The organism is Coleofasciculus sp. G3-WIS-01, from assembly GCF_040223135.1.
Taxonomy (GTDB): domain Bacteria; phylum Cyanobacteriota; class Cyanobacteriia; order Cyanobacteriales; family Coleofasciculaceae; genus Coleofasciculus.
The window spans coordinates 1-19,131 of record NZ_JAVJZI010000170.1; the positions used below are offsets into that span (position 1 = coordinate 1).

Below are 19,131 nucleotides of genomic sequence, written 5' to 3' on the forward strand. Positions count from 1 at the left end.
CGGCGGGTCACGTCGGAACTTGGATCTCAGATCTGAACGCTTTGGGAGACCCGACCTCTACTTTGATTGGAGAAATCCTGTCAAAGCAAGTTGAGTCGATGAACAAAGAATCCCCGCACTTGTAGGGCGGGGAGTGTCAAAAGCTTGACTGGTATAGTGCCAAGCGAGAGGGACTGGGTGATGTCTACGAAGGGTTGTTAGAGAAAAACGCGAATGAAAAGAAGGCTGGGGCTGGGCAGTATTTTACGCCCCGTCCGCTAATTGACAGTATGGTGCGCGTGATGTGTCCTACCCTGGATGACATTATTCAAGATCCTGCTGCGGGTACAGGGGGATTCTTAATTGCTGCCAATCGCTATATCCGAGAACATAGTAATCCGGATGGTTGGACTAACAAACAAAACAACAAATATCACGGCAATACCTTTTATGGCATGGAGCATGTCCAAGACACTCATCGTCTGGCATTAATGAATTTGATCCTCCATGGGCTAGATTCTGATCCCCAAGGTGCAGGCATACATTATGGTGATACGCTTTCACCCGATGGACAAGCCTTACCGCCAGCGACGCTGATTCTCACCAATCCGCCATTTGGCAGCAAAAAAGGTGGAGGTTTGCCTAACCGTTCAGATTTTAAGTTTCCTACCAGCAATAAACAGTTTTGCTTTTTGCAACACATTTACCTGGGGTTGAAGCCCGGAGGTCGTGCTGCTGCGGTGTTTCCTGACAATGTGCTGTTTGAAAGCAACGTGGGACGTCAAATCCGGACTGCTTTAATGGACAAATGCAATCTTCATACGATTTTGCGTTTACCCTCTGGTATTTTCTATGCTCAGGGTGTTAAGACAAACGTGTTGTTTTTTACCCGTGGGAAGAAGCAAACAGGCAATACTAAGGAAGTGTGGGTGTATGACCTGCGTACTAACACTCCCCAGTTTGGACGGCGTACATCGCTGAAGCGTGAACATTTTGCTGAGTTTGAAGCCTTCTTTGGCGATGATCCATTGGGTGGTTCTGCTAGTCTGGCACAGCGTACTGATACCGGAGAAGAAGGACGCTTTAGACGATTTTCCCGTGACTGGATTGCTGAACGTGACGACAATTTAGACATCTCTTGGCTGAAAGATGAACGGGAAGAGGAGAACGGCGAGTTACCTGAACCTGCAATCCTTGCCCAGGAAGCAATCAGTGAACTGGAAGCAGCAATAGCCGAGTTACAGGGCATTGTGCAAGAATTGGGAGAAGAAATCAGTTTGTAGGTACAGAGTGAGAACGATGCAGAGCATCACACTAAAATCCTATATCGGTAGTGATGGTCTTTTTAAGGTTCATTTACCTGACATGAGAGATACGGATATTGAGGTTGTCATTGTCTATCAAACAACGCTGCCCAAAGAAGTTGAAGCTGCCTCTGTTTCACGGTTTTACGGATGTATTCAAGATGACCCATTTATTAGACATCCTCAAAATGAACAACCTGAACGCGAACCCCTAGAATGAAATATCTTCTTGATACAAATGTCTGCATTATTTATTTAAAAGGCATAAATTTGAATGTAAAAGGGATACCCATTCGAGCTTACGACTTACAAATTGTCGCAATAGCTCTGGCAAATAATCTAATGCTAATGACACATAATACAAAAGAGTTTGGGCGTGTGGATGGGTTGCAGGTTGAAGATTGGGAGGTTGATGCGTGAGTGTGGAGATACCAGAAGGATGGGTTCGCTGCAAAATTGGCGAAGTTACCCAAATAGTTAGTGGAGGGACTCCTCCATCAAAAGACTTGACTAATTTCACTACTGAAGGTGGCATTCCGTGGATCACACCTGCTGACCTAAGTGGCTACAAAGATATCTATATCAGCCGTGGTGGAAGAAATCTTTCCGACAAGGGATTTTCTGCTTGCTCAGCTACAAAAATTCCAGCAGGCAGTGTACTCTTCTCCAGTCGTGCTCCAGTTGGTTATGTTGCAATCGCTGCGAATGAATTAACCACTAATCAAGGATTTAAGAGCTTTGTATTACCAGAAGGTATTGATAGTCGATTTGTCTACTTTTATCTAAAGCACATTAAACCTGTTGCTGAAGCTATGGCAACTGGTACAACTTTCAAAGAACTTTCAAGTTCGGTTGCGGCTCAGCTACCGTTGGCACTTGCTCCACTTAAAGAACAGAAACTGATTGCTGATAAGCTTGATAGATTGCTAGTACGGGTAGATGCGTGTCGCGATCGCCTAGAGCGTGTATCGTGCATTCTTAAAGATTTTAGACAAGCTGTTATCGCTGATGCAACATCAGGCAAGTTGACCGAGAACTGGCGGACTGAACATAGAAATGTAGATTGTAATAGAGAAATTGAAGACGAATTAACTGACTTTTGCTTTGCAGATGCACGTTGCTTTGGTGATTTTAGGTTTCCCGTAAGTTGGAATGTAGCTCGACTAGGAGAAATTGCAGAAATTGTTGGTGGAATTACCAAAGATTCAAAGAAGCAATATCCAGCGTATGAAGAGTTGCCTTATTTGAGAGTTGCTAATGTACAACGAGGCTTTTTTGATTTAAGTGAGATAAAAAATATTCGAGTACCCCAGCGACGCATTGAAGAATTGTTGCTCAGTCGAGGGGATATCCTTTTTAACGAAGGTGGTGATATTGATAAGCTTGGTAGAGGCTGGGTATGGGACGGTGAAATTGAACGCTGTACATTTCAAAATCACGTATTCAGAGTCCGTCTTAAAAACGAACTTTTTGAACCAAAATTCTTTTCTTGGTATGGAAATTTACGGGGAGCCGCCTACTTTCTTTCGGTTGGCAAACAGACGACAAATCTAGCTTCAATCAATAAATCTCTTCTATCTGCATTACCGATAGTTATTCCTCCGGCAGAAGAACAGAGTGAAATTGTTCGCCGTATAGAGGTATTATTTGCTTACGCTGATCGCATTGAAGCTCGCTATCAAAATGCGCTTACACGAGTCGAGCAGCTAACACCTACTTTGTTGTCTAAAGCATTTCGTGGTGAGTTACGTCGTTTAAAGATATCGAAAAATCCTAATCCAAGAAGACTAAGCTTGGGAGATAAATTGAAAAACTATCAGGAACCATTGAAAACTATTAGTGCTTCAGAACGAGATCGAATTTTACAAGCATTCAATGATCAAAATAAGATAGCCCTTCTTTTGTCTTGCCAACATGACTGTGAGACAATTCAAGATTTACCTCAAATCATTCATAAACCAGTCAGGGATCTCTTTATTTACGCATTCGAGATTCTGAAAGAGGAAGATTTAGAAATTCGAGATCAGCACTACAAGGCAATCTATGATGCGGTTTCTGATCACATCTGCCCATTTTGTGGATATGAACCCTTCGATGCACCAGGGGCGCGCCGTGAAGCATTGGATCATTATCTATCAAAAGAAAAATATGCTTTTGCGGCGGCAAACTTACGCAACCTTGTGCCAATGGGAAACAAATGCAATTCACGCTATAAGCTGGCTCAGGATATTCTTAGAAAAGATGACGGTACTCGTCGTAAGTCATTTGATCCTTATAACCACGGAACACTTACGGTGTCTCTCGATAACAGCCAGCCTTTTGTTGGGGAACTCGGAAAAACTGGAGAGCGACTACCAAAATGGGAGATTGATTTTGGCTCTAATACTGAAGAAGTGGCGACTTGGGATGATGTGTTCCACATTCGAGAACGATATGAAAGAGATGTATTGAATGAAGGTTTTACTTCTTATCTGAGAGAATTTGGAAACTATTGTAAGTATTGCGACTCTGTGCCTACTTCTACTGAAGAATTAATTGATGCTATTAGAAAATATAGATCATATCAAGAAAGTAATGGATTCAAAGATAAAGCGTTCTTGAAAGCGGCTGTATTCCGAATGCTACACAGACATTGCCAGAATGGCGATGAACGACTTATTCAGTTTATTAAGGATGTTGTCGGTGTAAGCGTTTAGTGCGATCGCGCTTTCCTGACGATGCTCTTGAACGTACTATTTCGACTGGCGTTTCGACTAGGGCGGCTTCGATGTGCGCCACAGCCGCAACACTTGGGGAATCTGGTCTTTTTGTTCTTTGGTGAGTGTGGGGTAAAGGGTACATGTCAGGTTGGACAGAATGTTCACCTAACCTGCTCTCGTTGGGTTTCGTTCCTCAACCCAACCTACTCCGACAAAGGTGACAAGCAGGATGAATTTCCCTTCTATTGAGCGCGATCGCTCTCCTTTACTCGCCTGAACCCACTTCGGGTAGTCCGACAACGGTTTTGGGGTTAGTCTGATTTGACAAAGAGTGAAGCCCACAGACAAATCGCCATAAGCTGTTGCTCTCGCAGCACAAGCTATCTTTTTTTGTCAATGTGTCAGTCTTGAAACCTACTGATTCTTATGTTCACACGCGCCAATACTCACCCAGGTACTGGCACCATCTTGATAGTGTTCTTTTTTCCAGATGGGGGCGTTATGTTTTAAGGTATCAATGGCATATTTACAGGCAGCAAAGGCTTCTGAACGATGGGGACAGCCGATGGCAACTAAGACGCTAATTTCGCCAATTTGTAGGCGTCCGATGCGATGGTGAATGACGACGCGATTGACGTCAGCCCAAGTTCGTCGAATGTCTTGGGCAATGGTGGCAAATACGCGCAATGCCATGGGTTCGTAGGCTTGATATTCCAGTGATACCACGGGTTTGCCTTCGGTTTGGTTGCGGACGGTGCCACTCATGACGACGACTGCACCATTAGCGGGATCATCGGCGAGGGTATAGGCATCGGCGAGGGATAGGGGGGCAAAGGTTATGGCAAAGTTATCATGGGTTTGCGGTTTTTGGGGAGAGGCTATAGACATGGTTACTTTGGGGGTTAACAACAGATAGCTGATATGGTACTATATGCTAATGTAAGCTTATTCTTGCTCACATGGGCTACGTTCCTTTAAGAGAAGCCGTTAAGCGACTAGGATTACACAAAAACACGTTAAGGAAGTACGCGGATAATGGCATCATTCCCTCTATACGCAATCCGGCAGGACAACGTATGTTTGACGTTGAAGCCTATTTGGGAGCAAGTGCTGGAAGTGCCACTATTTGTTATTGTCGAGTATCGAGTCCCAAGCAGCGAGATGATCTCGCCAGACAAGTCGCTTATATGCAGTCTCTCTACCCACGAGCCGAAATCGTTAAAGACATTGGAAGTGGACTCAACTTCAAGAGGAAAGGATTGCGTTCCCTACTGGACAGACTTCTTAAAGGGGATAAGCTCACAATTGTTGTTGCCTGCAAAGACAGACTGTGCCGATTTGGATTCGAGCTTATACAGTATCTGGTCGAGCAAAACGGTGGCAACATCGTGGTTCTCGACCAGACTGTATACTGTCCTCAATCAGAGCTTACCCAAGATTTACTCTCCATTATCCATGTCAACTCTAGTCGGATGCATGGACTTAGGAAGTACGGCAAGAAAATCAAAGAAGATACGGATTTACCTGAGTCCTGAGCAGAGAAATTTGGTGAACAGATGGATGGGAGTGTCAAGGTTTGTATTCAACAAGACTGTTGAATACTTACAACAACCCGACACCAAAGCTAACTGGAAAGCCATCAAAGGAGGCATACTAGACTCTTTGCCAGAGTGGTGTAAAGAAGTCCCTTATCAAATTAAGTCAATAGCGATTAAGGACGCTTGTACAGCCGTAAGAGAAGCCAATAAAAAGTACAAGAGAACGGGACAAAGAAAGAAAGTCAAATTCCGTTCTCGTAAAAATAAAATTCAGTCTTGTTACATCCCAAAATCAGCCGTAACTGACTTGGGGATATATTACACAATATTGGGCAAAATACGCTACACAGAACAGTTGCCCGACAATATTGGGGATTGCCGATTGGTGTTCCATCACTCTCAACACTACATCTGCGTTCCCCATGACGTGCCACGACAAGCGTCCGAGAACCAAGGGCGGGTCGTGGCACTAGACCCTGGTGTTCGGTCAATCCTTACTCTGTTTACCGAAGATAGCTTTGGTTGGATAGGGACGGGAGACATTGGACGCATTCAACGACTCTGTTATTACCTTGATGATTTGATTTCCCGACTGGCATTAGCCAAAGCTAAACAACGTCGAAGATTAAGAAAGGCGGCTGACCGATTAAGATTGAGAATTCGCCATTTAATTGACGAGATGCATCACAAAGTTGCTCGGTTTTTAGTTGTACTCGATTGCAATGAAGCCTATACCAGTAAAACTGTAAGCTGGACAGGTGAAATCATTCCCAATCTAGGTGGAAAGAAGGTCATTGTTGGTGGTGATGGATTTCGGATGGACAGGGACATCAATGGCGCTCGTGGGATTTTCCTGCGGGCTTTGGGAGATATCCCCTCTCTAAGAGCTTGTCTTTTCGAGTGCATTGTTAGCAAATGTTAGCAAAAATATATCGGTAGATGGAGAATATTTTATTTGTACCGCACAGGTGCAGGGAGATTCACCCTTGTGGTCAACAGAAATGACTGACAACCTTGGCAGTAGCGATCGCGCCCTTACTTAACTTAATGGTACGGCTGTCGTCGAAAAGCCCAAACAACCACGTACCCGTAATAAGCCTTCAACCTTGGCACCCTGGAGCCTTGGAGCCTTTCGCTATATGAGTTTTGGCATAAAGGTAGCAAGCAGCGAAGCGGTTTGATCTCGGCACAGGGAACAGGGAATCGGCAACCCACAGAAAACTCATAGGTCTATTGTGCTTCTTAGATCCACAACAGCTTATACAATGACCAGAGGATGCCTTAAGCAATGCTAAGCGTGATATAACGATTTGAGGATGGTAGCACTGTGAAGGGCTGCGGTGAGTTTGGGAGAATCAATAATAAGCTGTAGACTAATTTAGCTGATCTCTCGATGACCTATTGATAATTGTGCTTAACAATGACTAACCTATGCGACATCTCCTCCAATACTCATTCTCTTATGTCCAATCTGTTGTTTAACAGCTCTATCCCAGGGTTTTAATGGAAACCTATCTAAATCATCCCACCTTTGGTTTACTTTTTCGTGTTTGCATGGTTGAAGAGAACCAGGAACTGTTCACCACTCTCTACGCCCAGCGCCTATTTTTTTTGGTGACGACTGGCTCGAATGGTTTGGCGTTTGAACCGATTAGTCGTTCAGATGCTCGCCATTTAGTGGAAAATCGTCTCCGCATTCTCCGTCGTATGGGTGCATCCAAAGATTTTGAGCAGCTTCAGAAAATTCATAAGCAAACATTCCAATGAGCAGTAGCGGTTGATTTTTGGATGATTCACTCTCTCTCGTGACTCCCTTATTGCTCATCTCAAATCATGACAGGCTCAATTACAGAACGTATTGCTCAGATTCGCCAACAGCTACCGCCAGACGTGCGGTTAATTGCTGTGACTAAACGAGTGTCGGTAGAGGCGATGCGCGAAGCCTATCAAGCTGGCGTGCGAGATTTTGGCGAGAGTCAAGTTCAAGAGGCGGCGGCTAAACAGGAAGAACTTCAAGATTTGCCTGACATTACCTGGCATTTGATCGGACATCTTCAGAGCAATAAGGCGAAAAAAGCCTTAACTCAATTTCAGTGGATTCATTCCTGTGACAGCCTCAAGTTAGCCCAGCGACTGAATCAATTCGCCTCTGAGTTCGCCGTCAGCCCCCAAATCTGTCTCCAAGTCAAAATTATGCCTGATCCTCATAAGTATGGTTGGACTATACCGGAATTGCTCTCAACTCTACCTGAACTGGATCAGTGTAAAGCGTTGCAAATTCAAGGATTAATGACGATTCCACCTTTGGGATTGTCCTCCCAGGAAACTATGGGTGTCTTTGAGCGGACTCGTGATCTGGCTAATGAAATTGGACAGCAAAATTGGTCGAATTTGCGAATGCAGCAGCTTTCTATGGGAATGTCAGAGGATTATGCCCTAGCGGTTCAAGCGGGTGCAACGATGGTACGACTAGGGCGTACTATTTTTGGTGAACGTGGGGATTAAGTAGGCGAGGAATGGAGCGATTAATCAGCATCATGAGTAAGCAACTGCTGTATAGTGCCAAAATAACTCTTATGATAAGTATTGTCTTGTGAGTAATTCCTGGGTATTTTCTCCCCTATGGGCATAGAATTACCCGTTTGACTAGAAGCGAGTGGTATACTAAGGGCTTACTTTTACCAAGCTCCGGTGGTAGGAAATGTTAGGCGGAGACTGGAATGCATCCTTCAATTTGGAGCAAGCCGCAGTACGGGCTTGGTTACCAAGCCCGTACTGGGGAAGAGCCTGTGGACTGGTCGAGTGCCGTCACCGCCAGAGTGAAGCAGGAAGTAAACTACAGATTTTACCGGGTATTGGTAGATTTGTTTAAGTTTTATGTAACGGTCGATTCTAGCGTTTCCTGACAAATCCTAAAGTTGTGATGGAGAGTAGATCCAATGAACAATATTTTTAACAAGCTGCGAGATTTTGTGGTTGGTCCTAATGATCCCGAATATGAGTATGAATACGAGGATGTGGATGGAGAGACGTATCAAAATCTATATCAGCAAGAACCACCTATGCCAGCGCCTGCGGAGGAAGAACGTCCTCCTCGACGTCGGGTTCGGGAACGAACCGTTGTAGGATCGGATTCAGGAATGGGAGCGGTAAACATGAATAATGTGATTGGTATGCCGGGAGCGGTAAACGGTATTTCGGAAGTCGCCGTCATCGAGCCACGTTCGTTTGAAGAAATGCCCCAGGTGATTCAAGCCCTGCGAGAACGCAAGTCTGTGGTTTTAAATCTAACCATGATGGACCCAGATCAAGCTCAACGAGCCGTGGATTTTGTCGCGGGTGGAACTTATGCGATTGACGGTCATCAAGAGCGTATTGGTGAGAGTATTTTCCTGTTTACACCAAGTTGTGTGCAGGTTAGCACTCAATCAGGTGTAATTCACGAAGTTTCTGAACCAACTCGTGCGCCACGTTCAGCGCCTCCTCCGAGTTGGACGTCTGAGCCGGATCGGATGGCTCAGTAATCTAATTAAAATTGTCGAGAATCGAATGTCCGTTCATTCAAGGAAGGGTGGGTGTCTATCAAGCTTGGCATAATCGGCGGTGGGGTAATGGGAGAAGCGATCTTATCTCGCCTAATCGCTCAGCAAGTTTATCGCCCTGATGATGTGCTCGTCAGTGATCCCCAAGCACAGCGACGAGAGGTTTTAAGGCAACTGTATGGGGTTAGAGTGACCTCGGATAACGGGGCGGCGGCGGAAGCTGGGGACATTTTACTCTTGGCAGTTAAACCTCAAGCGTTTAAGGCGGTAGCGAGTGACTTGGCGTTGAACTGTAGCAATACTCCTCCCCAGAAAGAAAACCTGCCTCTAGTAATTTCGATTTTAGCGGGTGTGTCTCTCAGGAAACTTGAAGCCGTATTTGAGCATCAGCCAGTCATTCGGGCGATGCCAAATACGCCAGCAACTGTAGGGGCAGGAATAAGCGCGATCGCACCAGGGAAAACCGTCACCCCTAACCACCTGGAGCGGGCAAAAACCATTTTTGGTGCGGTGGGCGACGTGGTAGAGGTGTCGGAATCCTTAATGGATGCTGTCACCGGATTATCGGGCTCAGGACCGGCTTACGTGGCAATGATGATTGAAGCCTTAGCTGATGGGGGTGTAGCCGCCGGACTACCGAGAGCGATCGCGTCTAAATTAGCTCTTTCTACGGTATGGGGAACCGCACAACTGTTGCAGGATAAACAAATCCACCCCGCTCAACTTAAAGACCAAGTGACAAGTCCGGGTGGCACTACAATTGCTGGAATTGCTGAATTAGAGCGTGCCGGTTTCCGTTCAGCACTTATAGAAGCCGTACAAGCCGCTTATCGACGCTCTCAACAATTGGGTCAATAGGATCGTCATTGGTCATTGGTCATTCGTCATTTATTTTATCTTCTGTGGGTCTTATAGCTCCCCCAAGTTAATTGAGGTGACATCGAATTACCTAAATTAAAATTTAACAGACGATGCCGCCAAAGTATTCTTGGATCATTCCCATCTATAACGAAGAAGAAACCCTCTGGGAAATGTATCGTCGGATCAGCGCTGTCGCCGATCGCATGGATGGGCTTGTAGAATTCATTTTAATTAATGATGGCAGTCGCGATCGCTCAGTACAGATAATCCGAGAACTTCACCAGCAGGACAAGCGAGTCTGTTATCTGAGTTTGGCACGCAATTTTGGTCACCAGATTGCCGTAACGGCGGGTCTGAATTTTGCCCGGGGTCAGGTTATTGTTGTCCTAGATGCGGATTTGCAAGACCCACCGGAGTTGATCCCAGATATGGTGGAAAAGTGGCGACAAGGCTATCAAGTGGTTTATGCTCAGCGCATTAAACGTCGTCAGGAACGTGTGTTTAAGCGCTTCACTGCTTATGTATTTTATCGTCTACTCAAGTCTCTCGCCGAGGTGGATATTCCCACAGATACCGGTGATTTTTGTTTAATGGATCGGCAAATCGTTGATCTGCTCAATGCCATGTCAGAACAAAACCGCTACATTCGAGGCTTGCGATCGTGGGTGGGTTTTCGGCAAACCGCTATTCGGTTTGAACGTGATCCCCGTTTTGCTGGGGACGTTAAATACACATTTCGTAAATCCTTGGCGTTAGCCGTGAACAGTTTAGTCTCGTTCTCTAAAGTACCGTTACGACTATCCACGTATCTCGGATTGCTGTCGGCGGCGTTAGCTTTATTCATGTCGGTGTTAGTCCTGTACTGGCGTTTAACCTCACCCAATTCCCCCTTAACAGGATTTGCCACGATCGCGATCGCCATTTTCTTTCTGGGATCAGTTCAGCTTATCAGTATCGGCATATTAGGCGAGTATATTGGGCGAATTTATGAAGAGGTCAAAGCCCGACCCCTTTACACCCTAGCTGAAGTGGGGGGATTTTCAAGTCAAACGAATAACGCACAAAAATGATTCATGCCAGAGCCAACTAATGACCGCTCCCGTCTAGTAGTCAAGAAAGTTACTCCCTACTTAATCCTGCTTTGTATTGTTTTTATTTCTCTCTATTTTACCAAACCAATGACTTTACAAATAAAATGGTTTGATGAGACTCTCTATTACACAGTTGCCCAAAACATCAGAAATAATTTTGATTTTAATAGCCACCATTATATATCGAGCAGCATTATCTCAAAAGGCTACCCCACTAAAGATACTCACCTTCCTGGCTATCCCCTTATTTTAAGTTTGGGATTTTTGCTGGGAGGGATTAATGAAAAAACTCCTTTTTTTGTCAATTATTGCCTGCTGACAATTACAGTAATACTCACATATAGATTAGGAAAAAGACTGGCGAATCATTGGGTAGGGATAGGGGGAGTCATTGTTTATCTTTTGTATCCTCTCACCCTCATGTCGGCACAGTCTATAATGAGTGAAACGTCGGCAGCTACTATCACCCTAATAATTGTCACAATTTGCTTGTTCAATAAAGAGGGTTTTACTAAAGGTTTATTTTTGTCTTTAGCTTTAGGAATGGCTTACTTAATTAAGCCGTTTCTATTGGCTTTTATGCCGATAACTGCAACTTGGGTTTTAATAAGCAAACGACCAGACAATCAAAAAACATTATTGGGATTATTGTCATGTTTTGTCCTATTATTTATAGTTGTTCTATATCCTTTGTCTCAAAATCGAGAAATTTATCCCTATACACCGACAGAAGTTTTATCATCCCCAGGGTTGTTGGCTAAAATTCATCTGATCATCGGGAATTTCAAAAAAAACATTATTAAGATTTTAAGGTTAGACTGGAAGAGTGGGGAAGGGATGACTACTTTGTCAATGCTGCTTCTCTGTCTTGGATCTTTATTTAATTATTTCACAGGCAAATACCCGGATACTGATAATTCCCAGAATCAAAAAAAGCAATTATATAGTGGACTTGTTTTCATTAACTTCAATACCCTTATAATTGTCTTGGTTGCCATTTTAATAATATATGACTATGTATTTTGGCGAGGTTCTAGAGCGCTTTATTTTATATCTCCTTTACTTTCGCTTTTATTTGTAATTGGTTTATATCAGTGGATTGTTCGCGCTAATAAAGGGATTAAGAGTTGGCAAACTTGGAGCGCAATTATTATCGGATTGGTATCTTGTATTTTTTTGTACAATTCCAGTACAGTTACCTGGCAACAACTTAGGCTTTCTCAACACAAACAGTATTCCTATATGTCGATTAGAAATGAAAGACTAAAAAAAGTTGTTGACCAATATCAACTCAAGCCTCAAGCCGTAATAAGTCAAGGCAATTTCTATTTTGCCATTGACGATTATCCCGTGAGAGTGATTTGGAAACTTCCAGTGAGTTTGAGTCAGCTTGCTGCTATTGAAAAACGAGTCACAGTGGATTTGATTGAATTAAAAGAAGCCGATGCCCTTTTTCAAGAAAACCAGAGAAAATATGGTGGCATTGAAAAGCTAGGAGATCATTATAAGTTAATTCACAGAGAAGCTGGTTTTTATTATTATAAAATAATTCAAGATGATGATCATGCAATATAAACAGTCTCAGCCGAAATCAACTAACAATAAGCATTGGCAATTAATTGTCATTGTTGTGTTGGTTTTGGGGATATTTTTTCGCTTTGCAAATTTAGATAAAAAACCCTACTGGGGTGATGAAGCTGATAGCCTAAACTGGATTTCTGGCTGCACGAGTTCTGAATTAATTCAAGTCGCCTTACTTCAGGGTGCAGAAATGACGGTAAAAGAGGTAGAAAACTATCAGCAGCCCTGCCCGGAAAAAAGTTTAATCGATACGATTAAAGCGGTTGCAGAAGTCCCAGCCCATCCTCCTCTATATTACCTGATGGCGCGATTGTGGATGCAGCTATTCAATGGTACAACAACAGCCAGAAGCTTGTCGGCGCTGATTAGCTTATTGGCATTTCCTGGCATCTATTGGTTATGCCTGGAATTATTTGAGTCGCCGCTAGTGGGATGGATAACCATGATGCTTGTTGCCATCTCTCCGTTTCACATACTCTATGCCCAAGAAGTAAGGCAATATAGTCTATGGACAGTCATGATCTTACTATCGAGCTGGACACTGTTGCGAGCTATGCGTGTCAGCAACAAGTTTAACTGGGGGATTTATACATTAACTTTGGTATTGGGACTCTACACCCATCTGATTTTTGTAATGGTTGCCATTGCACAAGGTATTTATGTGGTTATCCATGAAAGCGTCCGATTCACTAAAACAGTTATCAGTTACTTTCTGGCATCTTTTGCCGGATTTATCTTGTTTTTACCTTGGATTTTTGTGCTTATCGCTGATTCAAAAGGAGTTGGATCTCAATCTCCAGGATGGAGTAATAATCCAACACCAATTACATCGTTAATTCAAACCTGGTTGGTGAATAATAGCCATATTTTTATCGACTTAAATGATAGTTTTAATTATCAATATATCTGGATTTATGTCCTCGTTTTAATTCTAGTTTTATATTCCATTTACTTTCTCTGTCGTAACACTCACAAGAGAGCTTGGCTGTTTGTCTGCATATTAATTGCAATACCCGCTTTATTCTTAGTGCTTCCTGATTTATTATTGGGAGGAAGGCGATCGACGCCGCTACGATATTTTATCCCGTCTGCTTTGGGTATTCAGATTGCTGTTGGTTACCTGCTTGCTACTAAGATTAATCCGGCTATGAATTTTAAGAATTGGCACCATAAGTTGTGGCAGCTAGCGACAGTTGCTATAATTTCAAGTGGAGTTTTTTCTGGCGTTTTCATATCCCAATCAGATACATGGTGGACTAAAGGTCGAGAATATTATCATCCTGAGGTGGCTAAGATTGTTAACTCCACAGACCAGCCTCTAGTTATAGCAGCGTGGTTCGATATGCGTACCCTTAGTCATTCACTTGCTCCCTATGTTGTTCTTCAAGATATTCGCTTGCGGCAAGATATAAATTCTGTGGGCAATGGTTTTAGTGATGTATTTGTGTACCAGTCCCAAAGTACATTGGACTATTTATTTGACAAAAATCATAATTATCAAATAAAAAAGATTTATAATTGGAAGCGGCAAACAACACCTGTTAATACAACTCAAACCAAACTATGGCAACTTACCAGAAATAAATGAAGGGATATAGCAACCCTAAATAGGATGTAACAATTGAGAGACTTGAAACTCAGGTATAGCAAGGATATCATAAAAAAAAGGAAGCTGCCTTTGAACAATATGTATTAAATTGATCAACAATTGGTTTAATTCGTGAACGGAATCATCAATATGCTGGCTGGCTTACCTTTACTCTCATTATTGCTTCTATTTCTAATTTTCCAGTCTCCCGGTCAAGACTGGCGGGGTTCCGTCTTATCCGCAGCGATTGTCTGGGGAGTTTTGATCACGGTATTGACTGAGACGTTAAGTCTATTTAGAGTCTTGACATTTAGTTCAGTCTTAGTCTTGTGGCTGATTACAGATATCGCACTCTTGTTTATCTATTATCGACTGGTTAAGAGAGGAAAGCGATCGCTAAATTTCCCTGAACGCCCCAAACTCACCCCAGTCTCACTGGTTTTGCTGGGCGGTATCGTCTGTATTGTGGCGACAGTGGGTTTAATTGCTGTGGTAGCGCCGCCTAATAATTGGGATTCTATGACCTATCATCTGGCGCGGGTGGTTCATTGGATACAAAATCGCAGTGTTGCCCATTATCCCACCTACTATTCGGCTCAATTAGTTCACCCCCCATTTGCCGAATTCGTGATCATGCACTTACGGATTCTCAGTCGGGGCGATCGCTTGGCTAATTTGGTGCAATGGTTGAGTATGATTGGCAGCATTATTGGCGTATCCCTAATTGCTAAACAACTGGGTGCAGATCAACGGGGACAAATTTTTGCGGCGATTTTCTGCGCTACTATTCCCATGGGAATTTTGCAAGCGTCCAGCACTCAAAATGATTATGCTGTCGCTTTTTGGCTGGTTTGTATTGCCCATTCTATTCTGTTGGCATTGCCCGAAAAAAAGATTCCACTTCCCTTAGTTCTCAGTATTGGCGCTAGCTTAGGACTGGCTGTTTTTACCAAGAGTTCAGGCTATATCTATGCCTTTCCTTTAATGGTTTGGTTTTTCCTGGCGAAACTAAACCGCCTACGCTGGAAATTATGGAAACCGATTAGTATTGTTACACTTATATTCTTAAGCCTGAACTGGGGTCATTATTCACGCAACTTTGATTTGTATGGAAATCCCATATCGGTAGCTGAATATTCAGCCGACTATAAAATAGAAGTCTACAGCCTGCCGACATGGATTTCAAATATTATTCGGAATCTTTCTCTCCATGTTGATATCATTAGATACCTAGGACTACAGGATTTTATTACGCCGACTACTGGGATCAGCCACAAATTAATCAGTATAATTCATTCAGTGTTGGGTGTTAACATGAATGATCCTAGAACAACTTATCCCCTAAAATCCTATACAGTTCCGGGTCTATCCTTTGATGAAAATGTTGCGGGAAATCCCCTGCATCTATTCCTTATCGCTTTAGCAATTATAGTTTTTGTATTTAATAAAGAATTAAGAACGAAAAAAGATGTAATCGGTTATGTCCTGGCATTAATTTGTGGCTTCTTACTCCTTTGTTGGATGCTGAAAATCCAACCTTATCAAAGTCGCCATCATCTTTCAATCTTTGTCCTCTTTTCATCTTTTGTCGGTTTAGTTTTTAACAAAAGCTGGAATTGTCATGTTTTAATGATTCTGGCTGTGATTATGATCGTAGCATCAATTCCCTTTATGGTTAATAATAAATACCGACCGATTGCTGCCGAGCAAAATATATTTAATACCAGCCGCAATGAACTGTACTTTACTAATCGTAAACATCTCAAAGAACCCTATTTCGCGACTGTTGATTTTCTCAAAAAACAAAACTGTGAAACGATTGGGTTATCTCTAGGAGGTACACCTATACCATCGGGGACGTATTGGGAATATCCATTTTGGGTACTTTTGCAGGAAAATAATCCTCAAACTATTCGGTTTGAGCATATTTTACATCCAGATAATCGCTCTCAGGCAAAATCGAAGATATATCCCCACAATAATTTTAATCCCTGTGCCATTATTGCGGTTAGAGGTAGTAAAGAGGAACCCGTTAAAGAAATGGTGGTTCAGAGTAGTAATTATGTCAGCGCTTGGTCAGCTAACTCAGACCAGATAAATGTGTTAATTAAAGAGAGGGTAGAGGTAAAATAATTGGTAATTCCCAACTTATTAAAAAGGTCAGTTTTTGTTGATATGTTATGGGTAGATAGGGCGGGTTTTGTTGTTCATTGATTTCAGCAATAGCTGACTTTAGTTCCTAAACCCGCCCCTACAATTGACCCTTCGCTTCCCTAAAGGGCATGCTAATGACAAAGATGCGATGGTGCAAGCCCCTGCGTCTTCAGCCGGGGGAGTGTCAATGATTACTAGCTCGATACTCTAGGGCATAGTAGTATCAAGATGAATGTTTCCCTGTCTTTCCCAGATACCCTGTGATTACCAACTCCGTTGATGCAATTCTTAACCGCGCCCTAGCTGGTGAAGACATTTCTCCAGAGGAAGGTGTGATTCTCCTACAGCAAACTGAATCGGCTGCTGTGGCGGCGATTCAGGAAACGGCTGACCAATTGCGCTACCATCAAGCTGGCGATCGCGTCACCTACGTGATTAACCGTAATATCAACTTTACCAATATTTGTACTCAGCACTGCAGTTTCTGTGCCTTCCGCCGCGATGCGGGTACAGAGGGTGCGTATTGGTTAAATTGGGGGCAAATTCTGGAAAAGACGGGGGATGCAGTACAACGGGGGGCGACGGAAATTTGTATGCAGGGGGGTTTAAACCCAGAGGCAAAAATTAATGGCGCGGCTTTACCCTATTATCTGGAATTGGTGCAAACCATCAAGCAAGCATTTCCCCAACTGCATCTCCATGCTTTCTCCCCCCAGGAAGTCCAATTTATCGCTGAACAAGATGGATTTAGTTATGCTGAGGTGATTACCGCACTGCAAGAGGCTGGGGTTGGTTCAATGCCAGGAACAGCAGCTGAGGTTTTAGATGATCAGGTGCGGCGCATCCTTTGTCCGGAAAAGACGAATACAGCAACCTGGTTAGAAATTGTGGGAACGGCGCATCGATTGGGAATGCCCACAACCAGTACGATGCTTTCGGGTCATATTGAAACTAAGCAACAACAAATGGGGCATTTAGCCAAGCTGCGATCGCTCCAGCAACAAACTCGCAATCAAAGCTACTCCGGCTATATCACAGAGTTTATTCTACTGCCGTTTATCGGTCAAGATGCCCCTAAACCGCTACGTCAACGTGTAGGGCGAGATCAACCGATTCTCAAGGATGCTTTGTTATTAACGGCTGTGGCGCGAATTTTCTTGGGTAATTGGATTCCTAACCATCAACCAAGCTGGGTGAAATTAGGTCTTGCTGGTGCGAAAGAAGCCCTCAGATGGGGCTGTAATGACATTGGCGGCACGTTAATGGAAGAACATATCACCACCATGGCAGGCGCTCAAGGGGGAACCTGTATGGAAGTTGAGACGCTTCAGGACGCGATTCGTTCGCTAGGGCGTCCCTACCAGCAACGAGATACACTTTATCGACCGATGCTACAGCAATTTTCAGTTGCATAAGCCCAAAGGGGAAAAAAATTCCGAAAGTAGGGGCGCATAATCGCCTAAACCCTTAATATACCGTAGGGTGGGCACTGCCCACCAGAATACGAGGAACGTGCTATTCGTTCTAAGATCGATTTTCTGTCGCTTCAACCAGTTCCGCCATAGAACAATTCAACATCTCGATCAAGCGCTGAACCTGAGCCACTGTCAGGCGAGGTGGATTTGAACTCGTCTCCCACACGTAGATTGTTTTTTCTGTCACTCCCAACTCCATCGCCACTTGTCGGCGAGTTAAGCCAGCACGGTTTCGCAATTCCATCAAAGTTACTTGATTACTTGCTTCAGTCATTCTATACTGAACGGTAATTACTATAAGGTATAGATGAAACGGTAAAAACAAGAGATACACTAAAGAGCAGACGACTCGGAAAGCAATCGCCCCTAGACCTTCTGAGTTACCCGTTCTTTCCTCAGTGTCTCACCTTGTTCACCCGTTATTGTCAATTACGACAGTGAGTCTATACCGCACCAGAAGCCAGCGCCTCGACCGACCAAGTTTCCGCGCTGGCTCTGGCTCCCTCATACAAAGGAGATGAATCTATTATGAAACATACTGACTGGCTGCGACTCCACCGAGAAGGAGAAAGCATCTGCGCCATCGCCAGAGAACAGGGGTATCTGTGCTACAAACAAGCCCATCGCCTATCTTGGAAACTGCACAAACCGGGTCAGATCACGTTCTATCTGTTAACCTGGCTCCCTGCGCCCATAAATGAATGGAATTTGTTACCAAACAATACCAACCCCGAAAGAACCCAGCTTTACCGGATTATCCAGCAAGCCTTAACTAAGCAACAAACCGAGGAGACGAAACGACAGATTCAAGCCTACAGCTATCCTTGGACAATTGTACGGTTACTTCCCGACGCTCGTCGCTACACCGTAGCCCGGTTCTACAATCGACAGGATGCTTGGGATCATTTTCGGTTGTTAAATCGATTTATACCTGCGGCGGAATTTGAAGTGGTTTTCGATGTACCTGACGAAAACTAGCCGATAAATACTCCTGTTACCGTTTTAGATAAGGTGGGCAAGAATTCCCTAGCTTGAAAAGCTGCAACATAGAGAATTGATTCATCTTGCCCACCTGCGCCACCTTCCCCATCTCCATCAAAATGCTACTATGCACCCCAACCGGGTATCAGGATTGGGTGATGGATTTTACCAAGATACATCTGAGTGAGGTTACAATTGACGGTTGGGTAAAGTAGGAGTGGACAGTCGATGCAGTCTACCACGCCAAAGCGATACAAAGCAATACAAGTTAAAAGCTGGCAAAATATTTGTAACCGAGGGTTTGGATACTTTGAATTCGAGACTCGTCAATCAGTCTG

20 protein-coding genes and 1 pseudogene are annotated in these 19,131 nt (G+C 43.7%); 18 read left to right on the forward strand and 3 right to left on the reverse strand.

Going from position 1 to position 19,131, the window contains the following annotated elements; genetic code table 11:
- Positions 1–140: 140 nt before the first annotated feature.
- The 4 genes and pseudogenes from RIM23_RS16545 to RIM23_RS16560 form a co-directional block, all read left to right on the forward strand.
- Positions 141–1,262, forward strand: a pseudogene (locus RIM23_RS16545) (HsdM family class I SAM-dependent methyltransferase); the annotation flags it as partial.
- Between the two features lie 16 nt (positions 1,263–1,278).
- Positions 1,279–1,503, forward strand: a complete 225-nt coding sequence (locus RIM23_RS16550; RefSeq protein ID WP_446368283.1) for a hypothetical protein — start codon at positions 1,279–1,281, stop codon at positions 1,501–1,503.
- The gene (locus RIM23_RS16555) at positions 1,500–1,703 is read left to right on the forward strand and encodes a hypothetical protein (RefSeq protein WP_446368284.1); all 204 of its coding nucleotides are present in this window, start codon (positions 1,500–1,502) and stop codon (positions 1,701–1,703) included. The genes RIM23_RS16550 and RIM23_RS16555 overlap by 4 nt, the downstream gene beginning before the upstream one ends.
- Positions 1,704–1,705: 2 nt before the next feature.
- Positions 1,706–3,979, forward strand: a complete 2,274-nt coding sequence (locus tag RIM23_RS16560) for a restriction endonuclease subunit S (RefSeq protein WP_446368285.1) — start codon at positions 1,706–1,708, stop codon at positions 3,977–3,979.
- On the opposite strand, the gene RIM23_RS16565 is transcribed toward RIM23_RS16560, so the two are convergent.
- Complete coding sequence (locus tag RIM23_RS16565; RefSeq protein WP_446368286.1) at positions 3,951–4,124, reverse strand: hypothetical protein; 174 nt, start codon at positions 4,122–4,124, stop codon at positions 3,951–3,953. The genes RIM23_RS16560 and RIM23_RS16565 overlap by 29 nt on opposite strands.
- A gap of 272 nt (positions 4,125–4,396) precedes the next feature.
- Positions 4,397–4,870, reverse strand: coding sequence for a molybdenum cofactor biosynthesis protein MoaE (locus tag RIM23_RS16570; protein ID WP_446368287.1), 474 nt, complete (start codon positions 4,868–4,870; stop codon positions 4,397–4,399).
- Positions 4,871–4,941: 71 nt separating this feature from the next.
- Between RIM23_RS16570 and RIM23_RS16575 the strand changes: the two genes are divergently transcribed.
- The 13 genes from RIM23_RS16575 to cofH all read left to right on the forward strand — a co-directional run bounded on the left by RIM23_RS16575 (position 4,942) and on the right by cofH (position 17,752).
- Entirely contained in the window at positions 4,942–5,517 is a 576-nt protein-coding gene (locus RIM23_RS16575) for an IS607 family transposase (protein ID WP_446368288.1), read from the forward strand.
- On the forward strand, positions 5,459–6,442 hold the full coding sequence (locus RIM23_RS16580; protein ID WP_446368306.1) for a helix-turn-helix domain-containing protein: 984 nt from the start codon (positions 5,459–5,461) through the stop codon (positions 6,440–6,442). Before RIM23_RS16575 ends, RIM23_RS16580 begins: the two co-directional genes overlap by 59 nt.
- Positions 6,426–6,563, forward strand: a complete 138-nt coding sequence (locus RIM23_RS16585; RefSeq protein WP_446368289.1) for a hypothetical protein — start codon at positions 6,426–6,428, stop codon at positions 6,561–6,563. Before RIM23_RS16580 ends, RIM23_RS16585 begins: the two co-directional genes overlap by 17 nt.
- A 460-nt stretch (positions 6,564–7,023) precedes the next feature.
- Positions 7,024–7,287 (forward strand): transcriptional coactivator PipX, encoded by a 264-nt coding sequence (pipX, locus tag RIM23_RS16590; protein ID WP_446335876.1) that lies wholly within the window; start codon positions 7,024–7,026, stop codon positions 7,285–7,287.
- A 66-nt stretch (positions 7,288–7,353) separates the two neighbouring features.
- A complete protein-coding gene (locus tag RIM23_RS16595) occupies positions 7,354–8,025 on the forward strand; it encodes a YggS family pyridoxal phosphate-dependent enzyme (protein WP_446368290.1) in 672 nt (223 codons plus the stop codon).
- A 196-nt stretch (positions 8,026–8,221) separates the two neighbouring features.
- On the forward strand, positions 8,222–8,392 hold the full coding sequence (locus RIM23_RS16600) for a hypothetical protein (RefSeq protein ID WP_446368291.1): 171 nt from the start codon (positions 8,222–8,224) through the stop codon (positions 8,390–8,392).
- Positions 8,393–8,459: 67 nt separating this feature from the next.
- A complete protein-coding gene (locus RIM23_RS16605) occupies positions 8,460–9,044 on the forward strand; it encodes a cell division protein SepF (protein ID WP_446368292.1) in 585 nt (194 codons plus the stop codon).
- Between the two features lie 51 nt (positions 9,045–9,095).
- Positions 9,096–9,920: a pyrroline-5-carboxylate reductase gene (gene proC / locus RIM23_RS16610; RefSeq protein WP_446368293.1), complete on the forward strand. Its 825-nt coding sequence runs from the start codon at positions 9,096–9,098 to the stop codon at positions 9,918–9,920.
- 113 nt (positions 9,921–10,033) lie between these two features.
- Positions 10,034–10,993: a glycosyltransferase family 2 protein gene (locus RIM23_RS16615; protein WP_446368294.1), complete on the forward strand. Its 960-nt coding sequence runs from the start codon at positions 10,034–10,036 to the stop codon at positions 10,991–10,993.
- Between the two features lie 3 nt (positions 10,994–10,996).
- Entirely contained in the window at positions 10,997–12,589 is a 1,593-nt protein-coding gene (locus RIM23_RS16620; protein ID WP_446368295.1) for an ArnT family glycosyltransferase, read from the forward strand.
- Positions 12,579–14,183, forward strand: coding sequence for a glycosyltransferase family 39 protein (locus RIM23_RS16625; RefSeq protein ID WP_446368296.1), 1,605 nt, complete (start codon positions 12,579–12,581; stop codon positions 14,181–14,183). Before RIM23_RS16620 ends, RIM23_RS16625 begins: the two co-directional genes overlap by 11 nt.
- Positions 14,184–14,315: 132 nt before the next feature.
- Positions 14,316–16,316 (forward strand): ArnT family glycosyltransferase, encoded by a 2,001-nt coding sequence (locus RIM23_RS16630; protein WP_446368297.1) that lies wholly within the window; start codon positions 14,316–14,318, stop codon positions 16,314–16,316.
- A gap of 281 nt (positions 16,317–16,597) precedes the next feature.
- Positions 16,598–17,752, forward strand: coding sequence for a 7,8-didemethyl-8-hydroxy-5-deazariboflavin synthase subunit CofH (cofH, locus tag RIM23_RS16635; protein WP_446368298.1), 1,155 nt, complete (start codon positions 16,598–16,600; stop codon positions 17,750–17,752).
- 109 nt (positions 17,753–17,861) lie between these two features.
- Here the strand turns inward: cofH and RIM23_RS16640 are convergent, their stop codons facing one another.
- Entirely contained in the window at positions 17,862–18,086 is a 225-nt protein-coding gene (locus tag RIM23_RS16640) for a helix-turn-helix transcriptional regulator (RefSeq protein ID WP_006102707.1), read from the reverse strand.
- Positions 18,087–18,340: 254 nt separating this feature from the next.
- On the opposite strand from RIM23_RS16640, the gene RIM23_RS16645 reads away from it, so the two are divergent.
- Positions 18,341–18,790, forward strand: coding sequence for a hypothetical protein (locus tag RIM23_RS16645; RefSeq protein WP_446368299.1), 450 nt, complete (start codon positions 18,341–18,343; stop codon positions 18,788–18,790).
- Positions 18,791–19,131 lie beyond the last annotated feature (341 nt).

Coding starts and splice junctions, on each gene's coding strand:
- RIM23_RS16600 (WP_446368291.1), top strand. CDS start 8,222: ATGTTAGGCGGAGACTGGAATGCATCCTTCAATTTGGAGCAAGCCGCA.
- RIM23_RS16595 (WP_446368290.1), top strand. CDS start 7,354: ATGACAGGCTCAATTACAGAACGTATTGCTCAGATTCGCCAACAGCTA.
- RIM23_RS16645 (WP_446368299.1), top strand. CDS start 18,341: ATGAAACATACTGACTGGCTGCGACTCCACCGAGAAGGAGAAAGCATC.
- RIM23_RS16625 (WP_446368296.1), top strand. CDS start 12,579: ATGCAATATAAACAGTCTCAGCCGAAATCAACTAACAATAAGCATTGG.
- RIM23_RS16640 (WP_006102707.1), bottom strand. CDS start 18,086: ATGACTGAAGCAAGTAATCAAGTAACTTTGATGGAATTGCGAAACCGT.
- RIM23_RS16550 (WP_446368283.1), top strand. CDS start 1,279: ATGCAGAGCATCACACTAAAATCCTATATCGGTAGTGATGGTCTTTTT.
- RIM23_RS16555 (WP_446368284.1), top strand. CDS start 1,500: ATGAAATATCTTCTTGATACAAATGTCTGCATTATTTATTTAAAAGGC.
- RIM23_RS16575 (WP_446368288.1), top strand. CDS start 4,942: ATGGGCTACGTTCCTTTAAGAGAAGCCGTTAAGCGACTAGGATTACAC.
- RIM23_RS16570 (WP_446368287.1), bottom strand. CDS start 4,870: ATGTCTATAGCCTCTCCCCAAAAACCGCAAACCCATGATAACTTTGCC.
- RIM23_RS16605 (WP_446368292.1), top strand. CDS start 8,460: ATGAACAATATTTTTAACAAGCTGCGAGATTTTGTGGTTGGTCCTAAT.
- RIM23_RS16615 (WP_446368294.1), top strand. CDS start 10,034: ATGCCGCCAAAGTATTCTTGGATCATTCCCATCTATAACGAAGAAGAA.
- RIM23_RS16565 (WP_446368286.1), bottom strand. CDS start 4,124: ATGTACCCTTTACCCCACACTCACCAAAGAACAAAAAGACCAGATTCC.
- RIM23_RS16580 (WP_446368306.1), top strand. CDS start 5,459: ATGGACTTAGGAAGTACGGCAAGAAAATCAAAGAAGATACGGATTTAC.
- RIM23_RS16620 (WP_446368295.1), top strand. CDS start 10,997: ATGCCAGAGCCAACTAATGACCGCTCCCGTCTAGTAGTCAAGAAAGTT.
- pipX (WP_446335876.1), top strand. CDS start 7,024: ATGGAAACCTATCTAAATCATCCCACCTTTGGTTTACTTTTTCGTGTT.